This is a genomic window from Nostoc sp. DSM 114160, from assembly GCF_053470305.1.
Window position 1 is genome coordinate 1,223,619 of the sequence record NZ_JBPFGO010000003.1, and the last position, 20,730, is coordinate 1,244,348.

General features: G+C 43.4%; 24 protein-coding genes and 2 pseudogenes. 11 read left to right on the plus strand and 15 right to left on the minus strand.

The genetic code is table 11. The features are described from left to right. Positions 1 to 14: 14 nt before the first annotated feature. Complete coding sequence (locus NSTCB13_RS30665; protein WP_448274813.1) at positions 15 to 659, minus strand: restriction endonuclease subunit S; 645 nt, start codon at positions 657 to 659, stop codon at positions 15 to 17. 189 nt (positions 660 to 848) lie between these two features. Here NSTCB13_RS30665 and NSTCB13_RS30670 point away from each other — a divergent pair. Then, positions 849 to 1,663 (plus strand): IS5 family transposase gene (locus NSTCB13_RS30670; protein WP_448273099.1). Its coding sequence is split into 2 segments (ribosomal slippage): positions 849 to 1,215 and positions 1,215 to 1,663, totalling 816 coding nucleotides; the frame shifts between segments, so codons are not numbered across the junction. Between the two features lie 15 nt (positions 1,664 to 1,678). On the opposite strand, the gene NSTCB13_RS30675 is transcribed toward NSTCB13_RS30670, so the two are convergent. The 4 genes from NSTCB13_RS30675 to NSTCB13_RS30690 form a co-directional block, all read right to left on the minus strand. Beyond that, complete coding sequence (locus tag NSTCB13_RS30675) at positions 1,679 to 1,834, minus strand: hypothetical protein (protein ID WP_448274814.1); 156 nt, start codon at positions 1,832 to 1,834, stop codon at positions 1,679 to 1,681. Continuing rightward, entirely contained in the window at positions 1,827 to 2,936 is a 1,110-nt protein-coding gene (locus tag NSTCB13_RS30680) for a hypothetical protein (RefSeq protein ID WP_448274815.1), read from the minus strand. The genes NSTCB13_RS30675 and NSTCB13_RS30680 overlap by 8 nt, the downstream gene beginning before the upstream one ends. Positions 2,937 to 2,938: 2 nt before the next feature. Next, positions 2,939 to 4,522 carry a type I restriction-modification system subunit M gene (locus NSTCB13_RS30685; protein WP_448274816.1) on the minus strand — a complete coding sequence of 528 codons (1,584 nt, stop codon included), beginning with the start codon at positions 4,520 to 4,522 and terminating at the stop codon, positions 2,939 to 2,941. Positions 4,523 to 4,853: 331 nt separating this feature from the next. Next, on the minus strand, positions 4,854 to 5,366 hold the full coding sequence (locus NSTCB13_RS30690) for a TniQ family protein (RefSeq protein ID WP_448274817.1): 513 nt from the start codon (positions 5,364 to 5,366) through the stop codon (positions 4,854 to 4,856). Between the two features lie 514 nt (positions 5,367 to 5,880). Here NSTCB13_RS30690 and NSTCB13_RS30695 point away from each other — a divergent pair. The 3 genes from NSTCB13_RS30695 to NSTCB13_RS30705 all read left to right on the plus strand — a co-directional run bounded on the left by NSTCB13_RS30695 (position 5,881) and on the right by NSTCB13_RS30705 (position 7,827). Beyond that, the gene (locus tag NSTCB13_RS30695) at positions 5,881 to 6,192 is read left to right on the plus strand and encodes a hypothetical protein (protein WP_448274818.1); all 312 of its coding nucleotides are present in this window, start codon (positions 5,881 to 5,883) and stop codon (positions 6,190 to 6,192) included. Beyond that, on the plus strand, positions 6,185 to 6,469 hold the full coding sequence (locus NSTCB13_RS30700; RefSeq protein WP_190945738.1) for a helix-turn-helix domain-containing protein: 285 nt from the start codon (positions 6,185 to 6,187) through the stop codon (positions 6,467 to 6,469). The genes NSTCB13_RS30695 and NSTCB13_RS30700 overlap by 8 nt, the downstream gene beginning before the upstream one ends. A gap of 182 nt (positions 6,470 to 6,651) precedes the next feature. Continuing rightward, positions 6,652 to 7,827, plus strand: coding sequence for a hypothetical protein (locus tag NSTCB13_RS30705; RefSeq protein WP_448274819.1), 1,176 nt, complete (start codon positions 6,652 to 6,654; stop codon positions 7,825 to 7,827). Between the two features lie 157 nt (positions 7,828 to 7,984). On the opposite strand, the gene NSTCB13_RS30710 is transcribed toward NSTCB13_RS30705, so the two are convergent. The 3 genes from NSTCB13_RS30710 to NSTCB13_RS30720 are packed head-to-tail and all read right to left on the minus strand — an operon-like array spanning position 7,985 to position 10,813. Beyond that, a complete protein-coding gene (locus NSTCB13_RS30710) occupies positions 7,985 to 8,743 on the minus strand; it encodes an AAA family ATPase (protein WP_448274820.1) in 759 nt (252 codons plus the stop codon). Further along, positions 8,736 to 8,906: a hypothetical protein gene (locus NSTCB13_RS30715; protein WP_448274821.1), complete on the minus strand. Its 171-nt coding sequence runs from the start codon at positions 8,904 to 8,906 to the stop codon at positions 8,736 to 8,738. The genes NSTCB13_RS30710 and NSTCB13_RS30715 overlap by 8 nt, the downstream gene beginning before the upstream one ends. A gap of 5 nt (positions 8,907 to 8,911) precedes the next feature. After that, positions 8,912 to 10,813, minus strand: coding sequence for a Mu transposase C-terminal domain-containing protein (locus NSTCB13_RS30720; protein WP_448274822.1), 1,902 nt, complete (start codon positions 10,811 to 10,813; stop codon positions 8,912 to 8,914). Between the two features lie 200 nt (positions 10,814 to 11,013). Here NSTCB13_RS30720 and NSTCB13_RS30725 point away from each other — a divergent pair. Beyond that, positions 11,014 to 11,814: pseudogene (locus NSTCB13_RS30725) on the plus strand (helicase-related protein); the annotation flags it as partial. 3 nt (positions 11,815 to 11,817) lie between these two features. After that, positions 11,818 to 12,033: pseudogene (locus NSTCB13_RS30730) on the plus strand (hypothetical protein); the annotation flags it as partial. Between the two features lie 262 nt (positions 12,034 to 12,295). Here the strand turns inward: NSTCB13_RS30730 and NSTCB13_RS30735 are convergent. Next, positions 12,296 to 13,474, minus strand: coding sequence for a zinc-dependent alcohol dehydrogenase (locus tag NSTCB13_RS30735; RefSeq protein ID WP_448274823.1), 1,179 nt, complete (start codon positions 13,472 to 13,474; stop codon positions 12,296 to 12,298). Between the two features lie 410 nt (positions 13,475 to 13,884). On the opposite strand from NSTCB13_RS30735, the gene NSTCB13_RS30740 reads away from it, so the two are divergent. Continuing rightward, positions 13,885 to 14,298: a response regulator gene (locus tag NSTCB13_RS30740; protein ID WP_448274824.1), complete on the plus strand. Its 414-nt coding sequence runs from the start codon at positions 13,885 to 13,887 to the stop codon at positions 14,296 to 14,298. A gap of 170 nt (positions 14,299 to 14,468) precedes the next feature. Here NSTCB13_RS30740 and NSTCB13_RS30745 read toward each other — a convergent pair whose 3' ends face one another. The 3 genes from NSTCB13_RS30745 to NSTCB13_RS30755 all read right to left on the minus strand — a co-directional run bounded on the left by NSTCB13_RS30745 (position 14,469) and on the right by NSTCB13_RS30755 (position 17,106). Continuing rightward, positions 14,469 to 15,641: a zinc-dependent alcohol dehydrogenase gene (locus NSTCB13_RS30745; RefSeq protein ID WP_448274825.1), complete on the minus strand. Its 1,173-nt coding sequence runs from the start codon at positions 15,639 to 15,641 to the stop codon at positions 14,469 to 14,471. Positions 15,642 to 15,646: 5 nt separating this feature from the next. After that, positions 15,647 to 16,141 (minus strand): SRPBCC family protein, encoded by a 495-nt coding sequence (locus NSTCB13_RS30750; RefSeq protein ID WP_448265652.1) that lies wholly within the window; start codon positions 16,139 to 16,141, stop codon positions 15,647 to 15,649. A gap of 398 nt (positions 16,142 to 16,539) precedes the next feature. After that, positions 16,540 to 17,106, minus strand: a complete 567-nt coding sequence (locus NSTCB13_RS30755) for a type 1 glutamine amidotransferase domain-containing protein (protein WP_448274826.1) — start codon at positions 17,104 to 17,106, stop codon at positions 16,540 to 16,542. A 280-nt stretch (positions 17,107 to 17,386) separates the two neighbouring features. Between NSTCB13_RS30755 and NSTCB13_RS30760 the strand changes: the two genes are divergently transcribed. The 4 genes from NSTCB13_RS30760 to NSTCB13_RS30775 all read left to right on the plus strand — a co-directional run bounded on the left by NSTCB13_RS30760 (position 17,387) and on the right by NSTCB13_RS30775 (position 19,731). Further along, the gene (locus NSTCB13_RS30760) at positions 17,387 to 17,638 is read left to right on the plus strand and encodes a hypothetical protein (RefSeq protein ID WP_448265650.1); all 252 of its coding nucleotides are present in this window, start codon (positions 17,387 to 17,389) and stop codon (positions 17,636 to 17,638) included. 127 nt (positions 17,639 to 17,765) lie between these two features. After that, positions 17,766 to 18,884, plus strand: a complete 1,119-nt coding sequence (locus tag NSTCB13_RS30765; RefSeq protein WP_448274827.1) for a tetratricopeptide repeat protein — start codon at positions 17,766 to 17,768, stop codon at positions 18,882 to 18,884. A 255-nt stretch (positions 18,885 to 19,139) separates the two neighbouring features. Beyond that, positions 19,140 to 19,331, plus strand: coding sequence for a hypothetical protein (locus tag NSTCB13_RS30770; protein ID WP_448265648.1), 192 nt, complete (start codon positions 19,140 to 19,142; stop codon positions 19,329 to 19,331). A 154-nt stretch (positions 19,332 to 19,485) separates the two neighbouring features. Continuing rightward, positions 19,486 to 19,731, plus strand: a complete 246-nt coding sequence (locus tag NSTCB13_RS30775; RefSeq protein ID WP_448265647.1) for a DUF7219 family protein — start codon at positions 19,486 to 19,488, stop codon at positions 19,729 to 19,731. 20 nt (positions 19,732 to 19,751) lie between these two features. On the opposite strand, the gene NSTCB13_RS30780 is transcribed toward NSTCB13_RS30775, so the two are convergent. The 3 genes from NSTCB13_RS30780 to NSTCB13_RS30790 form a co-directional block, all read right to left on the minus strand. Further along, a complete protein-coding gene (locus tag NSTCB13_RS30780; protein WP_448274828.1) occupies positions 19,752 to 19,955 on the minus strand; it encodes a hypothetical protein in 204 nt (67 codons plus the stop codon). 244 nt (positions 19,956 to 20,199) lie between these two features. After that, a complete protein-coding gene (locus NSTCB13_RS30785; RefSeq protein WP_448274829.1) occupies positions 20,200 to 20,328 on the minus strand; it encodes a hypothetical protein in 129 nt (42 codons plus the stop codon). A 134-nt stretch (positions 20,329 to 20,462) separates the two neighbouring features. Then, positions 20,463 to 20,723 carry a hypothetical protein gene (locus NSTCB13_RS30790; protein WP_448274830.1) on the minus strand — a complete coding sequence of 87 codons (261 nt, stop codon included), beginning with the start codon at positions 20,721 to 20,723 and terminating at the stop codon, positions 20,463 to 20,465. Between the last annotated feature and the right edge of the window lie 7 nt (positions 20,724 to 20,730).

Consider the following 20,730-nt stretch of genomic DNA (forward strand, 5'->3'; position numbering starts at 1 on the left):
TTTTCCTTTTTTGGTTAAATTTTGACGCGCACCCGTCCGGTTAATAGGTCTGACATTAAGCCTTTTTTTAAAAGTTTGAGTTTTTCTAAGTAAGCCTTTCTGACTTTAATGCGTTCTTCATAGTTACTAAAAATTTTTACAATGTGTTTTTGCTCATTACGAGGTGGAATTAATATTGCTAAAGTTTTCTGAAGGGTAATGCCAATGTAAGCACGAGTTGATTGTGCTGAAAGCACCTGAAGACGATGCTGAAAGTAGGAAGATCGAAAGAACCAAAGTAAAAATTCAGCTAATAAATTCCCATTTTCTGATACGCGATAATACGTGACTTGGGGTGTAAGCATAACGTTTTGAGTACCAGATGGAATAATAGCTGTTTGACCGATAGTTCCTTTGTGGCTTAGAAGTACATCTCCAGACTTAGCAAAACCAATTCTTAGTGAATAGTATTGTTCATCAGTAATCTTATGACAGTTTTCAAAATCGATTTCACCTTCTACTAAATCATTAGCCATTAAGAAAGGAACACCTTCCGCAACAAAATCTTCAGCTTTAGGATGGAGTTCACCATGATTACCATCTTGAACGTCGATAATTGTTCCATCTTTCAGACAATCACCGATGGTCGTGAATTTCCAATCTTTGGGAATTATCCCCAAGAGCGATCGCTTAAACAATTCAGGGTTACGTGTATAATCTCTCAGTTCGCCGCGATCGTCAATACCGCGTGTGAGGAGGTCGTGCAGCAGTCCGGCTTTAGAGCTGATTCGTAAAGAAAATCTAAAGAAAGCTGAATCCGGCTTTGTTAAGGTTATAGGCTAAATCGAGTGTAATTTATGTTGTTGTCGATGAGCCGTATACCTACGATTGAGAATCCACACCGCAAACCCTACCCAAGTGATTTAAGCGATGCTGAATGGTTGATTCTCAAGCCTCTTCTCCCTACGCCAAAGGGATTTGGGCATCCTGTAGAAGTAGATTTACGAGAAATATTGAATGCAATTTTCTACGTGCAACGTACTGGGTGTCAATGGGAAATGCTACCTCATGACCTTCCTCCATATACAACAGTGTATGGCTACTTTCAAAAATGGCAGCGTAAAGGCATCTGGCAGCAGATTCACGACCAAGTGCGCTATCAACTGCGACAAGATTTAGGGCGAGATGAAAATTCTACCGTGGCGATCGCAGATTCTCAGTCAGTGAAGACCACGGAAAAAAAGGGGAGGTCTACGGTTTCGATGGTGGTAAGAAGGTTAAAGGGCGTAAGCGACATATAGTTGTAGATTCTCAAGGGTTGTTGATTGGTGTTTTAGTAACTGAAGCCAATGCGTCAGAACGTTTAGGTGCTGTGGTTGTACTGCATGAGGCGGTTAAAGAATTGTCCAAATTGGAAGTTGTTTGGGTAGATCAAGGCTATTCAGGAGAAAACTTTGCTCAAGCAGTCAAGAAAGTTTGCGGAGAAAAGGTTCGTGTTGAGGTGATTGAAAGGATATCGAAAACATTTGAGCGATTGCCGAAACGATGGATTGTGGAACGGACATTTGGCTGGCTTAATAGATTTCGGCGTTTGAGTAAGGATTATGAGTTGTACACAGAGTTAAGTGAAGCTATGATTTATGGCTCATTGATTCGTCTGATGATCAAGCGGATGGCTTCTTAAGCTTTTGTTTACGAATCAGCTCTTAAGTTCGGATGACTTTACCCAAGGTATAAAGCCCCCAAAGAATCCAAATGAACTACGGGAAGGAGTTCCACCTGCATAGGTTTCGGATATTTCTTTAATTTTCTTAAGTTGCCAACCATCCGGCAAAGATTCCGTATAGCTAGACATACCCCAACCCCCTCAACAATTCACTCAACTGTAAATTAACCTCCTGTTCCTCCTTCTCAATTTCCGCCAACGTCACCTTATACTTATCCCACCAATTTTCTACCGCAGCAATCACCATCTGACGGTGTTCACTCACATATCTCTCCAATTGCATCAACAAATCCGCCTTAAACAAATCCAACACCAACCCCTGCGCTTTCTCCTCACTTAAAGCTGCACTCGCGGCTTCCAACTCTTTTACAAGCAACCCTTTCAACTCCCGCACCCGCTTACGTGCTTCCTTCAACCTCTCCAAAATATCCTTGTAAGGTTGTAACTGTACCTCAATCTCAGCAATTTCCTGTTCTTTTGGTATCACCATTGATTGCAGATTAGCCAATTCCTCTTCTAAAGCAGTTGTGTCATACCCCTTTTTTTTCTCATACTTAATCGACCCCTTCTTGCGGTCAGTTCCCTGTAATTCTTTCAGCCGTTTTTGACCATCCTTAATTGCATATTTCAATTCCTTCAGTTGTTCTTCTAATTGCTTGACAAAATTAACAGATTCCCCATCTTCCGACGCTTCCCCTTCCTCCCCTTGTTCAAAAGCTTCCTTCTCCTGCTCCAACATCACCACATCGGCCTCAGCATCTTCCAACTGTTGCAAATACTGGGGAACCAGCGCCGGGACAATTTTGTGACTCAAAGGGTCAAACTTATTACCAGATTGCTTACTTTCCGTATCTTCTAAAGCATCCCGAATCGTATCCACCCAAGAATCAATCAAACCTTTAAAACCCAAATTTGCTAAACGTTTCAAATCCGCAGAAACCTCATAAGCATCTTCCCACCAGCTGGCAATAACTCCCATAGTCTTAAACCTATCTAACAAACCAATGGGACGCACCGCCGCCTCAAAAGTCTGTAAAAATTTTGCCCGCAGTTTCATCAACTCCTTGTTTTTAGGCAAATCAATTAAACCCTGTTGATGTTCCTGCCACCAATTGAGAGTAACTTGCCGCAGTTCCTCCTCCTGCTGTACAATCCCTGCATTTGTTTCAATGCGCTGCTTAATTTGGGCGCGTTCCGTTAACGTCGGCTGAAAATCTAAATATTCTTCCATGTTTACCCTTCCCTCCGTTGCAACAAAGTCATCGGGTCAAAACCGTGGCTAGTAAATAATTCTTGCTGTGCATCCACCTCAGACTTTGGTACACCACCCAAAAGGTGGGCTCGTACATCTTGAGGTTCTGGCGGTGGGGTATTATCAGCATAGCGCCGAATATTCAAGTTATATTCGTAGTCAGCCAATTGTTGTTGAGTCACTACCGCCGCATAACCAGGAATCCCAGCATAATCGGCATTAGTTGTAAAATCTTCATAAGCCGAGACAATTTTTTCTATATGTTCAGGACGCAAAGAATTTTGAGCGCGTCCAGCCTGAAATTCCGCATCAGCGTTGATAAATAACACCTTACCTTGAGTCGCTTTTGGTTTCGCACCTGTAGGACGCATCACCAAAATACACCCCGGAATCGGAGTCCCATAAAATAATTGTGATGGTAAGCCAATCACCGCTTCTAAATTATCTTCTTCAATAAATAACTTGCGGATTTTCTTCTCTTCTCCACCGCGAAACAATACCCCGTGAGGCATTACCGTCGCCATAATCCCATCTTGCTTTAACACCGCTAGCATGTGCTGGGCGAACATTAAATCAGCTTTTCCACTCGTAGGGCAAAAAACGCGGAATCGGTCTTTAAACTCCATTTCATTATCTTTATTACCCCGGCTGTAGTTTTGCGAAAACGGTGGATTACTCAATATTCGGTCATAATGCTTTAAATCTCCCCCATCTTTAATGGGTACCATCAAGGTATCGTCATTCTGAAGCACAGCATTGGGGATGCCATGCAGCAATAAATTCATCTTGCAGATAGCCCAAACTCCCCCGTTATTGTCTTGGCCGTAAAGCCTCAAATTGCGGGAATTTCCACCATGTTCTTCAATATGCTGCTTAGATAAAATTAACATTCCCCCCGAACCCACGCAGGGGTCATAAACCTCCATCCTTTCTTGGGGGTTGACAATTCGCACCATTAACTTCACCACCCCACGGGGAGTATAAAATTCACCGCCTTTTTTACCAGCAGAGTCAGCAAAGAAATAAATTAAATACTCATACGCCGCACCCAGTAAATCGGGAAATTCTAAATCTTCATTACGTAGCGATCGCTTGTCAAAATGTTCTATCATTTGACGTAACTGCAAATCGCTTAACGTACTCTTGCCAACCACCTGCTTATTAAAATCAATATGCTCAAAAACATCCCGTAACACCGCCGGATTAGCATCAGCAAGTTTGTGTAGAGCAATATTAAGTTTATTACCTATCTGTTGATGAAAGGTATTAACTATGGTACTCCAACGAGATTCTATCGGTACAAATAACGTATAAGCTTCTGTATCAGTTGCAATGTAGCGGTTAGGATTTTCCGCCCTTTCCTTAGCAGTTTCCTCGCTCTCTCCTTTATCCATAAAATTCTTGACAATTTGCTGATAGCGCCCATCAAACACATCAGCAGCCCGCTTTAAGAACAGCATCCCAAAAATAAATTCCTTATATTCAGAAGCGTCCATCTTCCCGCGCAAAATATCAGCCGCCGCAAAAAGGTGACGTTCCAGCTTCGGAAGGGTGAGTTTTGCCATAACAGTAGAATCCCTGACTTTATGATGAGCAGAAATTTGCCTTTACTTCGTGGGTATTAGCACTTATTGATAGCGAGTATAAACAAAGTCAGCATTAATGAACTTTTTGCTAACTTACTCTCTGTTTAACCCATCAATTAAATAAATGTCTTTTTACAGACAATCACTCATGTTACCACTGGAAGGCAAAAAGGTATTTTATACCCGGCTGATTGGCTTTATTTTTGTTAGAGGTTATTAAAAACAACTGCTAACTGTGAAGCGCTGTTAATGCTTGTACAGTAAATGACTAAAAATTTGAACCACAATAACTAGATTGCAGTGATTTAACTTAGTAAGGCTTCTGACGCTTTGCCATACTTCTAAAAGGGGCATGACATTTTTTGCATTCCCCCTGTTCCCACAAAGCGGGGATAGCAAAACGCTCTTTGCAATAAGGACATTCTGATAACAAACGCAGCTTATGGCGATCGCACCCCACCGTTGATTGAAACTGCCACTTCAATCGATGAAATGGTTGCTCTGCATAACACGCAGCACACAAGCGTATTGGCTCCATTTTCATTTTCTCATCCTTGGGCGGGAGCATTTGAGCAATTCGATCTGCACCCAAGCCAATTAATTTAGAAATTGCCTCTAATTCCTTTTCATTAGGAAACGGATTAAATCGAAATTTCTCCCACCTTGCTAATACTGGGCCAATTCCTGCGGCTTTACTTAAACTCCCTGGATATGATACACAAACCGCTTCGTGTCGCCTAAATCTACCAAAATAGTGGCTGATACTCTCCCCTTCTTGGGGTTCAATATACCAAGGCGGATGTTGAACAGCTTCTGGCTCCATAACTACATTTCAATACCTAAAGGGCTTGCCATCAACTAGGAAAATAAAACTATTGAACAACTGCCATAGCAGATCGGTTAGGTATCTTGGCAGCAAGCTGGTTGAAATCCTAGATGCTTAGAGTCTTGTTCGGTTAACCGAACAAGACTAGGAAAAAGTGCAAATAGGAATTTCAGGAATTTTGCTTGAGAGTTTTTAGACACCCAAATCCTCAACTGTTTTAATAACTATCCTCACGACAAGATCAGTAATGGGGATGGTGTTCTTCTTGTGCCTACCTCACCTAATTCTTGTGGATATCTTTGGGAGATTATATAGAAGTTTGTACGTGTCGCTCTAGCTCATCAGCTCTAGAAATATTTATCGCCAGTTCATCATATTACTGGAAAATGTTTAACAATGTTTAATAATGTGTAGCAAGGTTCATCTGTTAAAGTAACAATATTGAGAAAAATTAATTTAATGTTTGCAATCAGTCTAAAAATGCCTAATTTTTGAGATATGAGAAAACCCTATGCCTGATATATTCCCCCAAATACCGCCAGTGGCCTTACCGGAGGTTATTCCCAGCGAATTACCTCAGCAAAAATTTCATCTCGGTGAATGGGTACGATGGTTTCAAGTACCCAATGGTGACTTTGGTCGCATCATCGGAGTCATATACACCCAACAAGCTAGTTGTATTGCCACCGGATTACACTATCTAGTTCTTTTTGATCCGCGCAGTCCCTCTCGTGAAATTTGCACCTGCGATTTCGCTTTCGAGGAAGATATCGAACCTTTGGATAATTCATTATTGGAAAGGCTTCAGGGCAATCATGTCTGAAGCTCAACAACATCAGCAGTTGCTAGAATTGCACAACCAAATGTTCATGTCTCCCCAAGACTTTAGTTATCGTTGGGGATTGGGTTATGAAGAATTAGCAAAAATCTGTGCCATCTCTAAATCGACGGCTTATCACTGGTTGGGTGGACAAGCTAGCCGCCGAGAAGCTGGATTACCTTACCAGAGAATTATGGCTGTAGCTGATTTTCTTTTCGCCAACGCCGAAGTAATTAACCCTCTGTTGGAACAGTGGCATAACCCTCAACACCCAAATTAATTCTTCAGTTTTTGCAAATTGACAAAACTTTTCTTCATCACCTTGACTGACATAAAAAATAGGTAGTAGGGTGCAATTTATCGTCACCAGCCTACCCCTGCTCCATGAACCGCTCGACCAATGACTCCTATTACCTGCCCTCTAGTATTGAATTGACCCAAAGCCATGTCTTGATTCATCGTATGGCAATCCCTCTCAAAAATGCAATCAGCTATTTACAACAATTTCCCCAGTCAGAATACGAGGATATTTGCCGGGATGCTTTTGAATTAGGATTTCTTTGCTTGCAAACTGCTCAAACTCGTCATGGCAACGAATTAATCAAGCAGCAGATGGAATCCTTGTTGGTGGAGTTTCAGCAGGCAGTCAAGGTAATTGCAGAGTCTTTCCAGCAGGAATTAATTAATCAAGTAGGAACAGATAATGGGCAATTATTAGCCCCACTCCAAAATCAAATTAATCTGACTTCAGCCATCCTCACTGAAAAACTCAATAGCGTCAGCACTTTACTTACACAAGAAATTGATCCTGCCAGAGAAACTTCTGTTGTTGGCCGCTTTCTCAATTCATTACGTCAACTGTTAGATGGTAAACGCTCTGATTCCATTCAAGGCGCATTTAAAGCAGCATTAATAAATGCTACTAAGGAAAACGGCACTCTGGCTGCGGCAGTTAAAGATGTGGTTTCTGAGTCTGTCAAACCATTAACCGAACAAGTGGAAAAACTGACCAGAGAAATTCGAGATCAACAGGTGACACAACAAGTACTTGAGCAGACAACTGCAAAAGGCATCAACTATGAAGAATTAGTTGTTGTCGAACTACGAAATTGGTCAAAATTGAGTGGAGTAGAAGTGGAGCATATTGGTCGTGATGGGGATACTGGCGATATTCTCCTAAAGTTCACCAGTAAATCGTTAGCTGTAATTGAACTGTCAATAGTGATTGAAGCTAGAAAACGACCCTCAAAGCCTTTTGGTCGCCAAGCAATCACTCAACATTTACAGTCAGCAATGGTGCGGCGTTCTGCAAACTCGGCAATTTTTTTAAGTTATTCCTGCGAGGGATTAGCGCAGGAAATCGGTGATTGGGCAGAGGGAGTTTCTGAGTCAGGTTATTGGATCGCCACAACCCATCCATTTTTAATCATTGCTATTCGCTTTTTGGTAATTCAACAAAGGTTAAATAAATTGCGTACCTTTGAATCAGAACTGGATGTGAATGCTGTTGAACAACAGATTCAGCAGATCCGCACAGCTTTGGGACGAATCAGAACTATAAAAAAATCCCTGACGGAAATTGGTAAGGGTGTGGCTGTGATTAAAGCTGAGGCAGATGCACTGAGTACAGATATTTAATCAGCGCTAAAGTCTATTGAACAAACACTAAGTTTTGTCGCTAAGGGAAGTATCGACTAGCAGATTAAGTGCCAGAATCCTCTAAAATTATTGATTTCTGGCTTCATAGCTTATATCTCATTCCCGAATATCTTGATATTTAAGCAAAGGATACATTTTAGCCTTTCCTATCAAATTTAACTTTTGGTTGTTTACGTTTACCGAAACGTTGGGTCAAATCGTATTGATTAAGTTCAAAATTTGGTTCATCAATTTTCAGTATTGCAATCTTGCGAAGCAAATCATACAAAGGCTCAATCAAACCTTTGGATCTCTGTTCCAAATAAGAAATTGCACTATCAATTTGAGTAAGATTTAATCGGCTGCTTTCTAGGAGAAATTTTTCTTCCCAGTCGTCCACAACCTCAATTATTTCTTTTTTAGTTAAATTAGGAAATTCGTATGACTCTAAAAATGAGTCATGAACGCGCACGTATGGGAGACTTTTCCGTTCAAGAATATTATCGCCTAGATAGTAAGTCCCAACTAAGATAACGGGGATTCGCAGTTTTGTAAAAACATCAATTAGCTCATTAAAGGCTTCCAAAGTTAAGTAGTCGGCATTACCGATTATAAGTATTTTAACTCCATAACCTTTGAGAGTTCCCCATGCCCGCGATCGCAAATCTCGTAATGTTCCAACATGAGCAAGTGGATGGCCTATTTCCTCCATAATGGAGCAATATAAATCTGTTGGCCCACCATGTTGGTGAATTTCTGCATAAATCACAGTTGCAGGAATTTCTAAAAGCGTCCCTCGTCGTTTGACATACTGCGTCCTGTACAGTTGACAAGCTTTAAATAAGCCAGAACCCGTAGCAGAGGTAATGTAACCACAGAGTTTTGCATCACGCTGATCATCAAGCCAGTCAAACAATTCGGTATCGCGGGTCTAGGGGAAGGTAAGTGTTAGCTTTACCAATCCGCTCAACCTCAGCTTGTACTTCAGGCGATCGCCTTTGTTCCTCAGCAGGTTGAGAACTTACAGCTACCTGCTGCTGAGATTCTAGATTGGCGTGGGCTAAGTTTGTCTCCGACATTTCATTTACCAATTATCCCTTATAAATTGGTTCCAATCTTTCACACCTGCTCTAGGTCGTCGTCTAGCTTTGGCTGTTTGATTAGGATTGGGTTTATTGTGCGTAACTTCCTTATCTATTGAATTTACAGCGTTTTCTGAACCTGCATCAAAAGTAGATGTTAAATTTTCTTGCGATGTTGTTGTTTGCTCTGGTGTTGCATTTTCAGGAAATAACTCTACTACTTTTGATTTGTTCGACTTGATCTCGTGTTCTTGTTGAGCTTTTTTGCGGCGTTGTCCGCGTCTCTCCTTTCGTGTTTGTTCAACATCCTCGAATCTAGACAACCGCTCGTTCAGAATAGAAGAGTTATCAACTTCTTTACCTTCATCGCGCAATTTTTTCTTACTATAATTTAATTCAGCTAGAGATATTCTTTGTATTTTACAATCTCTAGCTTGTATAACACCTATGAACTCTCCTGGCTCGCCATTAATAGGGCGAGTATAAGCAAGAACTCTTGTAATATTACGCTTGTCATATTTTAAAGAAACTTGTTTGCCTTCGTAACCTAACAAGCAATCACCTTTATATACCCAACCAAGAAAGTTTACAGAACCATGTTTTTCTACATTGCGTATCGCAACTTTCATTAAACAAATGTCTAGTTCACGTTCATCGACAATTTCAGAATCTTCTAGCAATTTTGATTTCCATCGCTCAATACGTTTTTGATTTTTCACTCTTGGATAATCATGGTGATTATAGTGGTCTACAAAATACCTCACTAATATTTTCTCTAGATCTTCCAGCGTCAGACAAGCAGTCCTTTCTGCTTCTGGAGGGCGTTCTTCAACGCTAGAACCAGTGTACCCGCCATATAATGACAAAATTTCTTTATTAATCTTGTCGAATATTGATTCAATTAAACCACCAGCTTGGGGAAAAGCACGCAAACGCCGTTTAAAATCTAATTCTAGTGAGATTTGTTTTAAATGTTCTGACTTAAATTCCTTTGCACGGTCTGTCACTACATATTCAGGAATTCCACAAATCTCCCATTTTTCTTGAAGTTCGTATTCTGTCGCGTAGTGTTTTGGCAGAATTGCATGACGCAGAGCCAAAGCAACTTCATGTGAGCCTGCGGGTTCGAAACCCAGATAAAAACCTGTGACACAGCCAGAGTAACTATCCATTACCAAGGTGATATATGCGCGACCAATAACTTTTCTAAATTTCTCATCAACCAACAAAATATCTAATCTTGTATGGTCTATTTGCCAAATTTGGTTACTGTGTGTGATTTCTAAAATACCTTCAGTTGTTTGAATAATTTGCCCTTCTATGGGCGATCCGGGATGACGTACTCTCTTATTTTTTTCTTCAAGATAACAATTTATTATTTTATAAATTGTTACATGAGAAGGACACTGTCCTGCTATTAAATCTTCCCGTACTTGAGAATAACCCTTAAATTTCTCATTATATTTCTTGTCTTTTAGTTCCTCTCCTTTAGAAGCTAAAGCTTTTAAATAGCCAAAAATCTGATTGTGATTAATCCGAGAACCTTCTCTATTACCCCATTCATGAAGACTTACAATAAAATCATGCCAATACTTGGGAATACGATATTGTCCTTTATCCTTGCGCCCAACAGCCAGAGTTGCAACTCCTATCTGTTCAACTTTCTCTATCATGCGCTTAATAGTTCGAGTGCTTTTACCCAGAGCTTTCGCTGCATCTACGATCGCATCCCTACGAGCCGCCTTGTTAGGTGCTTGACAAATAGCATCTATCAAGTCCACCTTTTTTAAGTAATCTGCTGAATCTTCGTTAACAAGAAGGTACTTTGCCTGTTCATCCTCCATTGTTGGTGTGTCTTCTATTTCTAAAGGTGGAAATCCTTTACTCGTAGGCTTTCTGGGCATAAGCACCTCTTAAAAATATGTCATCATTTACTTTAAAATTTTATAATATTTATGACATCATTTACTTTAAAAATTTCTCATTGAGTTATTTCACAATAAAATCGCCAAAATCCTTATTGGTTAGGTCTTTTGGCGATTGCGACTCTTCAATGCAAACATGACAATAATTATTTAAATTGGACAATAATTATTTAATGGACAGATATCAAGCAGACCCACGAGTTGAAAAATTAGTGGCATGGATTAAACAAAATCTCTGTCCTAATTTGGGTAAACCTAATGCTGCTTGGTTAGATAAACGAGTCATTATTTTTACTGAATATACAGATACTAAACGCTACCTCGAGCAAAAACTTCAAGAAGCGATCGCCGGATCAGATAGAGAACGCGATCGCATTGATGTATTTCATGGTGGTATTGGTGAAGAACGCGGGGAAGCTATTAAAAATGCTTTTAATTCCGACCCATCGCGTCACCCTCTCCGTATTCTCATAGCCACGGATGCAGCACGGGAAGGGGTAAACCTGCAAAACAATTGTGCAGACCTATTCCATTTTGATGTGCCTTGGAACCCGTCGAGAATGGAACAGCGCAACGGACGTATTGACAGAAAATTACAGCGATCGCCTGTTGTTCACTGCTACTACTTTGTTTTAGCGCAACGCACAGAGGACAAAGTATTAAAAGTGCTGGTGAAAAAGACCGAAACAATTCAAAAAGAATTGGGAACGCTTTCGCCAGTTGTGCAAAAGAATTTATCGCGGTTGTTGTCAGATGGTATTCGTCACAATCAAGTAACTAATATTACTGCTTCTATAGAACAAGCTGATTTACCTAATTTATCAGTCATTAGCGAAGAACTGGAAGAGAATCGACTGCGGAAGGAAGAATTAACCAAAGAATTATCCCAGTTGCAAGAGATGCTGAAAACGTCGCGGGATTGGTTGGGGCTGAGTGATGACCACTTCCGCAATGCTATTTCCGCTTCATTGGAAATTCTCGCGTTATTTCGAGAACTACAACAACGTCAATTAACGCGAGAACGCGTTGCTGTTGAGCATTCTTTATTTCATATTGGTCGCTGGCAAACAGATAAAGCTCGTTATGTTGGTTCTCGCAAAAATCTCTTCGATCTTCGCCGTACCGCTGTTGTTCACAATCTTCATATCATTGCCAAATTTTTCACTCACACTACTGAGCATTCTGCTACTTCCTCTTGATTACTGAATCGGTGTTCTAGTAAATAGGGTTGTGTCACGAGTACGACACAACCCCCATTGTTTATTCTTAACGTCAGTTTGATCGCCCAGCTTTCTGTGGGCGAAGGACAGGTGTTGCTTAACAAATTATCTGAGTCGTTAACAAATTAACTGCGTTGAAGGGTAAGGGGTTGGAAGCCAATAGCCCCGAAGCATTCCAGCAATGAGACAGTTCTGAGACGATCGATATCATCAGCAATTCTCAGGTTGCCTCACTGGAATTTCAGGTACTCTGTCCTGGCTTGAGTACGACCTTGATGCAGCGATCCTTTTTGTGCTTAAAGATCTCGTAACCATCCGGGGCTTGATCCAGCGGCAGGCGATGAGTGATCACAAAGGAAGGATCAATCTCGCCATTTTGGATGCGATCGAGCAGCAGTCCCATATAGCGATGAACGTGTGTTTGTCCAGTCTTAAAGGTCAAAGCTTTATTCATTGCAGCACCCATTGGAATCTTGTCTGCAAATCCAGCAAATACACCTGGAATCGATACCGTGCCCCCTTTGCGACAGGCAACGATCGCTTGTCTGAGTGCATGCGGGCGATCGGTTTCTAACCGTACAGCTTGTTTCGCTTTGTCATAAAATCCTTCTAGACCCAAACCGTGAGATTCCATGCCCACGGCATCCATGACTGAATCGGGACCGCGTCCGCCCGTCATTTCTTTGAGGGCTTCACCCACATCGACTTTTTCAAAGTTGAGCGTTTCTGCCCCACCCTTTTCTGCCATCTCCAGGCGTTCAGGAATGCGATCGATAGCGATGACACCTCCAGCACCCAGCATATAGGCACTGCGAATGGCAAATTGAGCCACGGGACCACAGCCCCAAATGGCAACAATATCACCCGGCTTAATATCGCAGTTTTCTGCTGCCATATAGCCAGTGGGAAAGATGTCTGAAAGGAACAGTACCTGTTCGTCTGCTAATCCGTTTGGAATCTTGAATAGACCAACATCAGCATGGGGAACACGGGCATACTCGGCTTGACCGCCTGCATAGCCTCCTAGCATATGGGAGTAGCCAAAAATGCCGGAGGGTGAATATCCCATAATCGCTTCTGCGAGCCATCCATTGGGATTGGTGTTGTCGCAGAGAGATGTAAGCGTTTGTTTGCAGAAGAAACAGTGACCGCAGGCGATCGGGAATGGATTGACGACGCGATCGCCAACCTTAATCCGCTTGACTTCACTACCAACTTCAACAACTTCTCCCATAAATTCATGCCCGAGAATGTCGCCCTGCTCCATCGTCGGAATGAATCCATCGTAGAGGTGTAAATCAGACCCACAAATTGCGGTTGACGTAATTTTGATAACGGCATCTCGTGGGTTAATAATTTTGGGATCGGGGACCGTGTCAACTCCCACTTTATTAGCCCCTTGCCAGCAAACTGCTCTCATAGTTTTTTCCTCTCTTGCTTATCTTGCTAAATTTGCTTTTATGGCACTTTATTGAAACTCTAGAGGGAAAATCTAAGGGCTTTCTGAGGAAATTATGGTGAATTCGCAGGAGTTGTTGAGTCGCGATCGCATCTTAATGAGCCTGTTCAACTACACGCCTCATCTATCTCACGAAAAATTCCGAGTTTATTTAAAATGAAAGCAGTGTAGCTTTCGCATTTTGGGTTTTATAAGCACTTAACCAGACACGATATTGGTAGTAACCTATCTTTAGAACGGAGAGTAGAACAGAGTTGTAGCCTGGTGATGCTAATCGCTCAGAATCTCCTCACAATTTCCTTGAACTATTGATCTTTCATAGGTAGTTACTTCAATGGTTTATAGTCTTTTCTTTTAAGAGAGGCGGCACAGTGCTGTTACAGACGATGATGGTGACCTCTGCATCAAAGCGCATCTTGTTAATTGACGACGAACCCGATGTGCAACGGATAGTGCAAACCTGCTTGGAAAAATTAGCCCAATGGACTGTCATTACCGCGACATCGGCAGAAGAAGGGTTACTCAAGGCGATCGCTGAACAACCAGATGCGATCCTGCTGGACATTATGATGCCAGAAATGGATGGCTATATGTTTTTGGATGCACTGTGGGCTAAGCCGGAAATGCAGTTTATACCTGTGGTGTTTTTGACTGCACAGGCTGGATTACTCGAACCCCATCATTATGAAACACTAGGAGTTAAAGGAATCATAGCCAAACCCTTTGACCCGCTGACATTGCACTGGGCGATCGCATCTGCTTTGAATTGGGAGCTAGGCACCTAGTAAATAGGGTTGTGTCGTACTCGTGACACAACCCCCATTGTTTATTCTTAACGCCAGTTTGATCGCCCAGCTTTCTGTAGGCGAAGGACAGGGAAAACTGGGCTATTAGGGACGCTGTGCGGCGCGCGGCACCCCTTTATGGAATTCACGTATTCTTAAGTGAGATGAGCCTATTCCGGCTGCAACATCACTTTGATGCATTGGTCTTTCTTGTGCTTGAACATCTCAAAGCCCTGCTTTACTTCAGCTAGAGGCAAGCGATGCGTCAGCACAGCCGAGGGGTCAACATCGCCGTTCAAAACATGCTCCACTAACTTGGGAATATACTTTGGACCAAACATCTGACCCATCCTGAAGGTCAAAGCTTTGTTCATGGCTGCGCCCATTGGCAATTTATCCACAAAGCCGCCATACACTCCCATGATGGCTAAGGTGCCACCTTTGCGACACGCCATCATCATTTGCCTTAGCACATGCGGGCGATCGGTTTCCAGGCGGACGGCTTGTTTGGCTTTGTCATACAGCCCCTCTGGCCCTTTGCCGTGGGCTTCCATGCCGACTGCATCAATACAGGCATCCGGGCCTATTCCTCCCGTCATTTCCTTGAGTGCTTCGAGGACATCCACTTCTTCGTAGTTAACGATCTCGGCTTTGGCGAAGTCCCTTGCCAGTTGCAGGCGTTCCGGGAAGCGATCGATGCCAATGACGCGCTCTGCGCCCAGTAAGTAGGCACTCTTCATTGCAAATTGTCCGACTGGACCACAGCCCCAAACCGCAACCACATCTCCTGGGCGAATGTTGCACAAATCTGCTCCCATATACCCTGTGGGAAACGCATCCGAAACAGGCAGGAATTTTTCATCCGGAATATCTTTGGGAATCGGAATCGCTGTGAAATCTGCAAAGGGAATGCGGATATAGTCAGCAAAAGATCCTGCATAGCCGCCAAAGGCATGAGAGTAGCCGAAGATTGCCCCTGTGCCATGTCCGTATACTTTCTCCTGGAGCCAGCCATTCGGATTGGAGTTATCGCACAGCGACCACTGCTGCTGATTGCAGTACCAACAATGACCACAGCCGATCGCTGAAGACACAACCGTGCGATCGCCTTTCTTCAGCTTCTTGACTTCGCTGCCAACTTCAACGATTTCTCCCATAAACTCGTGACCGAGAATGTCGCCGGGTTCCATCGTTGGGATGTAGCCATCGTAAATGTGCAAATCAGAACCGCAAATGGTTGTGGCGGTTACTTTGAGAATGGCATCACGCGGGTTGAGGATTGTGGGATCGGGCACAGTCTCTACCCGCACATCTTCCGTACCATACCAACACACTGCTTTCATTGTGATTAGTCCTTTGAGTTACGGCGTCCCGATGGCTGACCATCGTTTGTGGCAATTTCGCCTGCTTCCATTAGCATCTTGAAGCGGGCAAGATCGTCTCCAATTTGCTGTTTTGGGTTTTCGCCAAAGAGTGTAGCGATCGCATCTCCAATGGCTCCAGCAGGTGGATTGTATGCCGTGACCACTCTGACCTCGGTTCCACGATCGCCAGGAGCAGGTTTAAATTGCACAGAGCCAGCATTATCAATGTCTGCTCCTGCAACCGATTTCCAGGCAATCAATTCATTTGGGCGATCGTCAACAATTTCTGCATCCCACTCAACACTGCTATCTAATGGGGCACTGACAATCCAATGCGATCGGCGATCGTCGTAAACTTTCACGTTTTTAAGGTGTCTTGTAAAACGCGGTAGGTTCTCAAAGTTATGCCAAAAGCGGTAGAGTTCTTCTGCCGGTTTATCGATCGTGACTGTCTTTTCAACTTTTATAGGTTTGTTCATTGCAATTACCTCTTTTTGGTAACACTGATCTACTGCTAGTTTTCTGCTTTTTGATGGGGGTTAATAAACGATTCAGATGCAGTGGGTGCATCTTTTGTAGGATGTGTTTAAAAACCATTTGATCCTCCCTAACCCTCCTTAAAAAGGAGGGAACCGGACCGCTCAAAGTCCCCCTTTTCAAGGGGGACTTAGGGGGATCTTCAAGGTTAGAGCAATCTATCCCAGGTCTTTAAAGCACGCCTTGGGATGCGTTGCGCTAGCGTGACGCATTACCTGCGGTCTTAGTGTATTAACGACAGCTAACACATCTACAGATTGCCAATCGCAGCATTTGAGCGCTGAATCTTGCCGAGATAATAGAGCAGAAATCTAAGGGTTTTCTGAGGAAATTATGATCGTTACGCCATCTGCCGCACTTTTCCTGCCTGACTGAACAATTTGATCGTTTCCCGATTAAACGCCGGGATATCGTCGGGCTTGCGGCTTGACACGAGGTTGCTATCCACCACAACCTCCTGATTTACCCACTCTGCTCCGGCATTCTGTAGATCGGTTTTGAGGGAGGGCCACGATGCAAGCCGTCGCCCGCGCACGCCATCTGCCTCAATCAGTGTCCAGGGTCCGTGGCAGATTACGGCTATGGGTTTGCCAGCTTCAACGAAAGACTTGACGAAGGCGATCGCCCGATCGTTCACTCGCAGTTGATCGGGATTAGCCACACCACCTGGAAGCAGCAGGGCATCATAGTCAGACGGATTAGCTTGCTCTAGGGAGACATCTACAGGGAAAAAATCGCCTTTATCAAAATGATTCCAACCCTGAACGCGATCGGACTTAGGGGAAACGATATGAGTTTCAGCACCTGCCTGCTTTAGAGCTTGCTGGGGTTGCGTCATTTCTACTTGCTCAAAACCATCTGTTACCAGAATTGCGACTTTTAGTGTGCTAAGGTCTTGATTTGCCATCTTTCTGATCTCCTTGTTCAATTACTTAACAGGTCTGTTTTGGGATTTACTCACCAACAGAATTCCCCTGCGACATAGTCTCAGTACTTGAGTGCTACATCTTGTCGAAACAATAGAGAAGAAATCTAAGGGTTTTTCGAGGAAATTGTGATTGCTTGCAGAAGAACCGATGCTTGAAGGTTAGGGAACGAACTTAAAAACCTCAATATTCCATCAGACTTTGCTTAGGATTGCTCGCTAAGTTAGAGCAAATTCATTAACCCGTTTAGGCTCAACAACCATGGATTGCATAACTTGGGAAGAATGGAGGCAACAGAGCTATGAACTATCCAGTGGACGTATCGAATTTCCAGAGGATGAAGATGTAATGAGGAGAGATTATCCAATCACTTATTACTACTTCGTTCATCGAGTACCACCAATCGACTATCTATCAAATTTCTTCGTTTACAGCGATCGAGGAAATAAAACTGGTGTTTTTTGTGATCCAGATTACTCAGATATGTTTGATATGTTTTGGGGTTCTGAATGAAAGCAACGACACAGCTTCAGCAGAAGATTTGGCTGAAGTGGATGTTACGACTGCAGGATTTATTTTCACCTAGCTACTTAGTACACATGAGAAGAGTTCCAAAATAAGTTCAAAGGAGTAAAACAACATGTCGGATAACACGATGGATTTTTGCCAACCGAATCAGCAGCAAGCATCAACCGATCCGAATCAAGTACGAGATCCGGTTCAGACCGTAGCAACAGGATTTGGTGTTGTCAGCGGGGGTTTAGCAGGAGCTATTATTGGTCGGTTAGTCGGTGGGCGATTAGGAGCCGCATTTGGGGCTGTTGCTGGTGGTGTAGCGGGTGCGAATGCTGGGCGTGAGGTGGCTGAAGGGGTGGATCAGAACATAGGAGGTGTGGTTGATACCGTTAAGCGAAACATTCAGCAAACGGTTGATGAGATCAAGCAGCCTGCCATTGACACAGTGAATGCCGTTAAACAAAATGTTGAATCGGCTCAGCCTTTGATATCAGAGGCAGTTGATTCAGTTCGAGGGACAATTGATGAGGTTCGTCCGGCAGTGTCAGAAGCAATTCATTCAGTTACAAAACCGATTGATAAAGCTCGTCCGGCAGTGTCAGAAGCAATTCATTCAGTTACAGAAACAGTTGATCAAACTCGTCCTTCCATCGTTCAAACCGTAAATGCGGTGAAGACAACGGTTGAAGATTCACGACCTGCCGTTAACGAAGCGGTGCAAAGAATGTCTGAAAGCGTTCAGTCGTCTGCTTCAAGCATTGCAGATTCAGTGCAAGGAGTGTCTCAGTCGGTCAAGGGAGCAGTTCAAGATGCTCAACCTGAAATGACCGAGGCGGTAAAGCAGATGTCTGGAGATGTGCAGTCGTCGGTCACATCGGTTGCAGATTCAATTCAGAATTTAGCCCAAAATACGGCTCCAAGATTAACTAGCGACATTGGAACAACCAACCTTGAAACAGCTCAAAATGCCTTTGATCAAGGGGTCATACTGAGTAGCCAAGGTGACTTTGCTGGTGCTGAGAAGGCTTTTACCGAAGTTATTCAGATTGTTCCGGAGGCTGCTGAAGCACATTTTAACTTAGGCATTGTATTGCTTCAGCTAAACAGAGAGACGGAGGGAATTGGTCATATCCAGCAAGCGAGAGATCTGAGCCGCTCTCATGGTGATTTTGAGGCTACAGAAAATCTCGATCAACTTCTCCAACAGCTAGCAGCATTTGCTGGGGACGAGCTTTCAAACTGATTGGAAGGGTTGAGAAGGCAGCGTTCTATATCTGTGTAAAGATTGCAGAAAGCTATTTAACTCAATCTACCTCGCTTTTTAGGATAGAGCCATATCTTATGACTCTGTCCTGTTCCACTGCAACACAGTCACTACGGTTGTGTCGCAAAAACTGGTGGGTAGTAAGGTAAATAGGACTAGCCTTGCCTTTTCTTCCTCCGATGCTTACTGCTTCTCTGTACCCTGCAGGAAGCAAGCTACAAGTGGCGGCACTTTTTGCCCCAAATTATCCTCCAGCGCACGATGAAACCGATGATGGGATTCGAGTTGTTCAACAGCGAAAAAAGAACATTGAGTGGAATCGAAGCGATGAATATGATCAGGAAAGGACAGGTAAAAGGAGTCAAACAAGGGCATAGTGTCTCTCAAGCCAAGTTTATTGAAGCACTGTTTGAAATTACTGCTTAAGAGAATGCAAATTCTACCGATCGTTTGTCCTTGAACAGTTTTTGCGACATAACCCTCATGCGAGTGTACGAACAGGCGCACAAGTTTGATGTTATTCACTCTTATGTTGGTTACCCTGCTCTACCTTACGCTAGCTTAGTGGAGACACCGACCGATGACCAATAGCAAAGACGACTTTCTCTACCCGCGTAGCCGCTACCACGGCAACTTTAGCCCGCAGCACCTTGCATTTAACGCCAATCTCCAGGAGTTCGCTCAGAAAGTAAGCTATATTTGTGCGCTCGAAACCAACGGCAAACTTCCCCCTGGTGCCGCTTATGAGCAAATCAAAGCCCTGTGGAAACAACTGGAGTCAAGCAAAAAAACACTTGGCATTGGGGAAACGCCACCAGAAGCTTAGGTCTCTCGGCACACACGAAACTATATAGCGGCTAAAGACAAGATCAAACTTTCCTGCTCCGTGTCGATCAAGACCAGCCAGCGGTCCGAAAAACCACCATGACACACCTCTTCTCGCTGAAGCAGCCGTCCTCGCTGACCGCAGTAGATCAAAGGTTTGAGGATTTCAACTTTTTCACCTAGCAGCACGACACCCTGTTTCTCCAAAGCCCGCTTGTTAACCAATGATAGCTACCGACTCACAGGCTTTTCCTCTACAGGCAAAACAATGTGCTACCGCTCCTGTCACAAGACTTAAAGGGATATGGCAACGGCTCGTGTAAAAACGAGCCATTTACCCTGAATTCCCTACGGAAGAGAGGATTCAGGGTTTGAGACGACTTAACTTGTCGCGGTCGGAAGGATCGGTGCTTCAAAATTAATCGTTGGCGGACAGCGATCGAGGCTCAGTATGCCTCCGGTCTAAGCTCTAATCATCTAATAGGTTTAGAAGTGTTTTGAGGTCTTGCACATTGCGAACTTGCTGCCAGTCCACCCCCGTCGCTTTCAATAGGTTGATCGCTACCTGAATGAGATGCTGTGGGGTCGGTTCGCTCATTTGCTTGCACAGGTTCTGTATTGTTATCGCGCACCAAGTGAGCAGTAACGCACCAAAACGACAATGGGCGATGCGTTACGCTACGCTCACACATCCTATGATCACTAATGAAAAACGAAAATCATTTAGAAATCTCATGATTGATTTAGTGAGGCAATATCTACTTCGGAAAGCCAGATCGTGGTTTCATATCCTATCCTACCCACTTCTAGCTCTGGCTCCATCTCCATCTCTACTAAATAATTCCAGGTTCCTGACTGAAATTGATAGTCACGAATGATGCCAGTTCCACCCACAAAACGAATTGTTTGACCTTTATGAAACATTGGTTTAGTTAAAGAATTAACGCGCATGGTTTGATGTTCTCCAAAAACTGGGACTTTATTTTTTCGCAAGTCCCTT

Bases quoted from the DNA above. Each gene is read 5' to 3' on its own strand.
- NSTCB13_RS30760 (WP_448265650.1), top strand. From the start codon at position 17,387: ATGGATTGCATAACTTGGGAAGAATGGAGGCAACAGAGCTATGAACTA.
- NSTCB13_RS30775 (WP_448265647.1), top strand. From the start codon at position 19,486: ATGACCAATAGCAAAGACGACTTTCTCTACCCGCGTAGCCGCTACCAC.
- NSTCB13_RS30765 (WP_448274827.1), top strand. From the start codon at position 17,766: ATGTCGGATAACACGATGGATTTTTGCCAACCGAATCAGCAGCAAGCA.
- NSTCB13_RS30735 (WP_448274823.1), bottom strand. From the start codon at position 13,474: ATGAGAGCAGTTTGCTGGCAAGGGGCTAATAAAGTGGGAGTTGACACG.
- NSTCB13_RS30680 (WP_448274815.1), bottom strand. From the start codon at position 2,936: ATGGAAGAATATTTAGATTTTCAGCCGACGTTAACGGAACGCGCCCAA.
- NSTCB13_RS30695 (WP_448274818.1), top strand. From the start codon at position 5,881: ATGCCTGATATATTCCCCCAAATACCGCCAGTGGCCTTACCGGAGGTT.
- NSTCB13_RS30690 (WP_448274817.1), bottom strand. From the start codon at position 5,366: ATGGAGCCAGAAGCTGTTCAACATCCGCCTTGGTATATTGAACCCCAA.
- NSTCB13_RS30785 (WP_448274829.1), bottom strand. From the start codon at position 20,328: ATGAGCGAACCGACCCCACAGCATCTCATTCAGGTAGCGATCAACCTA.
- NSTCB13_RS30750 (WP_448265652.1), bottom strand. From the start codon at position 16,141: ATGAACAAACCTATAAAAGTTGAAAAGACAGTCACGATCGATAAACCG.
- NSTCB13_RS30715 (WP_448274821.1), bottom strand. From the start codon at position 8,906: ATGTCGGAGACAAACTTAGCCCACGCCAATCTAGAATCTCAGCAGCAG.
- NSTCB13_RS30755 (WP_448274826.1), bottom strand. From the start codon at position 17,106: ATGGCAAATCAAGACCTTAGCACACTAAAAGTCGCAATTCTGGTAACA.
- NSTCB13_RS30705 (WP_448274819.1), top strand. From the start codon at position 6,652: ATGGCAATCCCTCTCAAAAATGCAATCAGCTATTTACAACAATTTCCC.
- NSTCB13_RS30720 (WP_448274822.1), bottom strand. From the start codon at position 10,813: ATGCCCAGAAAGCCTACGAGTAAAGGATTTCCACCTTTAGAAATAGAA.
- NSTCB13_RS30745 (WP_448274825.1), bottom strand. From the start codon at position 15,641: ATGAAAGCAGTGTGTTGGTATGGTACGGAAGATGTGCGGGTAGAGACT.
- NSTCB13_RS30675 (WP_448274814.1), bottom strand. From the start codon at position 1,834: ATGTCTAGCTATACGGAATCTTTGCCGGATGGTTGGCAACTTAAGAAA.
- NSTCB13_RS30700 (WP_190945738.1), top strand. From the start codon at position 6,185: ATGTCTGAAGCTCAACAACATCAGCAGTTGCTAGAATTGCACAACCAA.
- NSTCB13_RS30685 (WP_448274816.1), bottom strand. From the start codon at position 4,522: ATGGCAAAACTCACCCTTCCGAAGCTGGAACGTCACCTTTTTGCGGCG.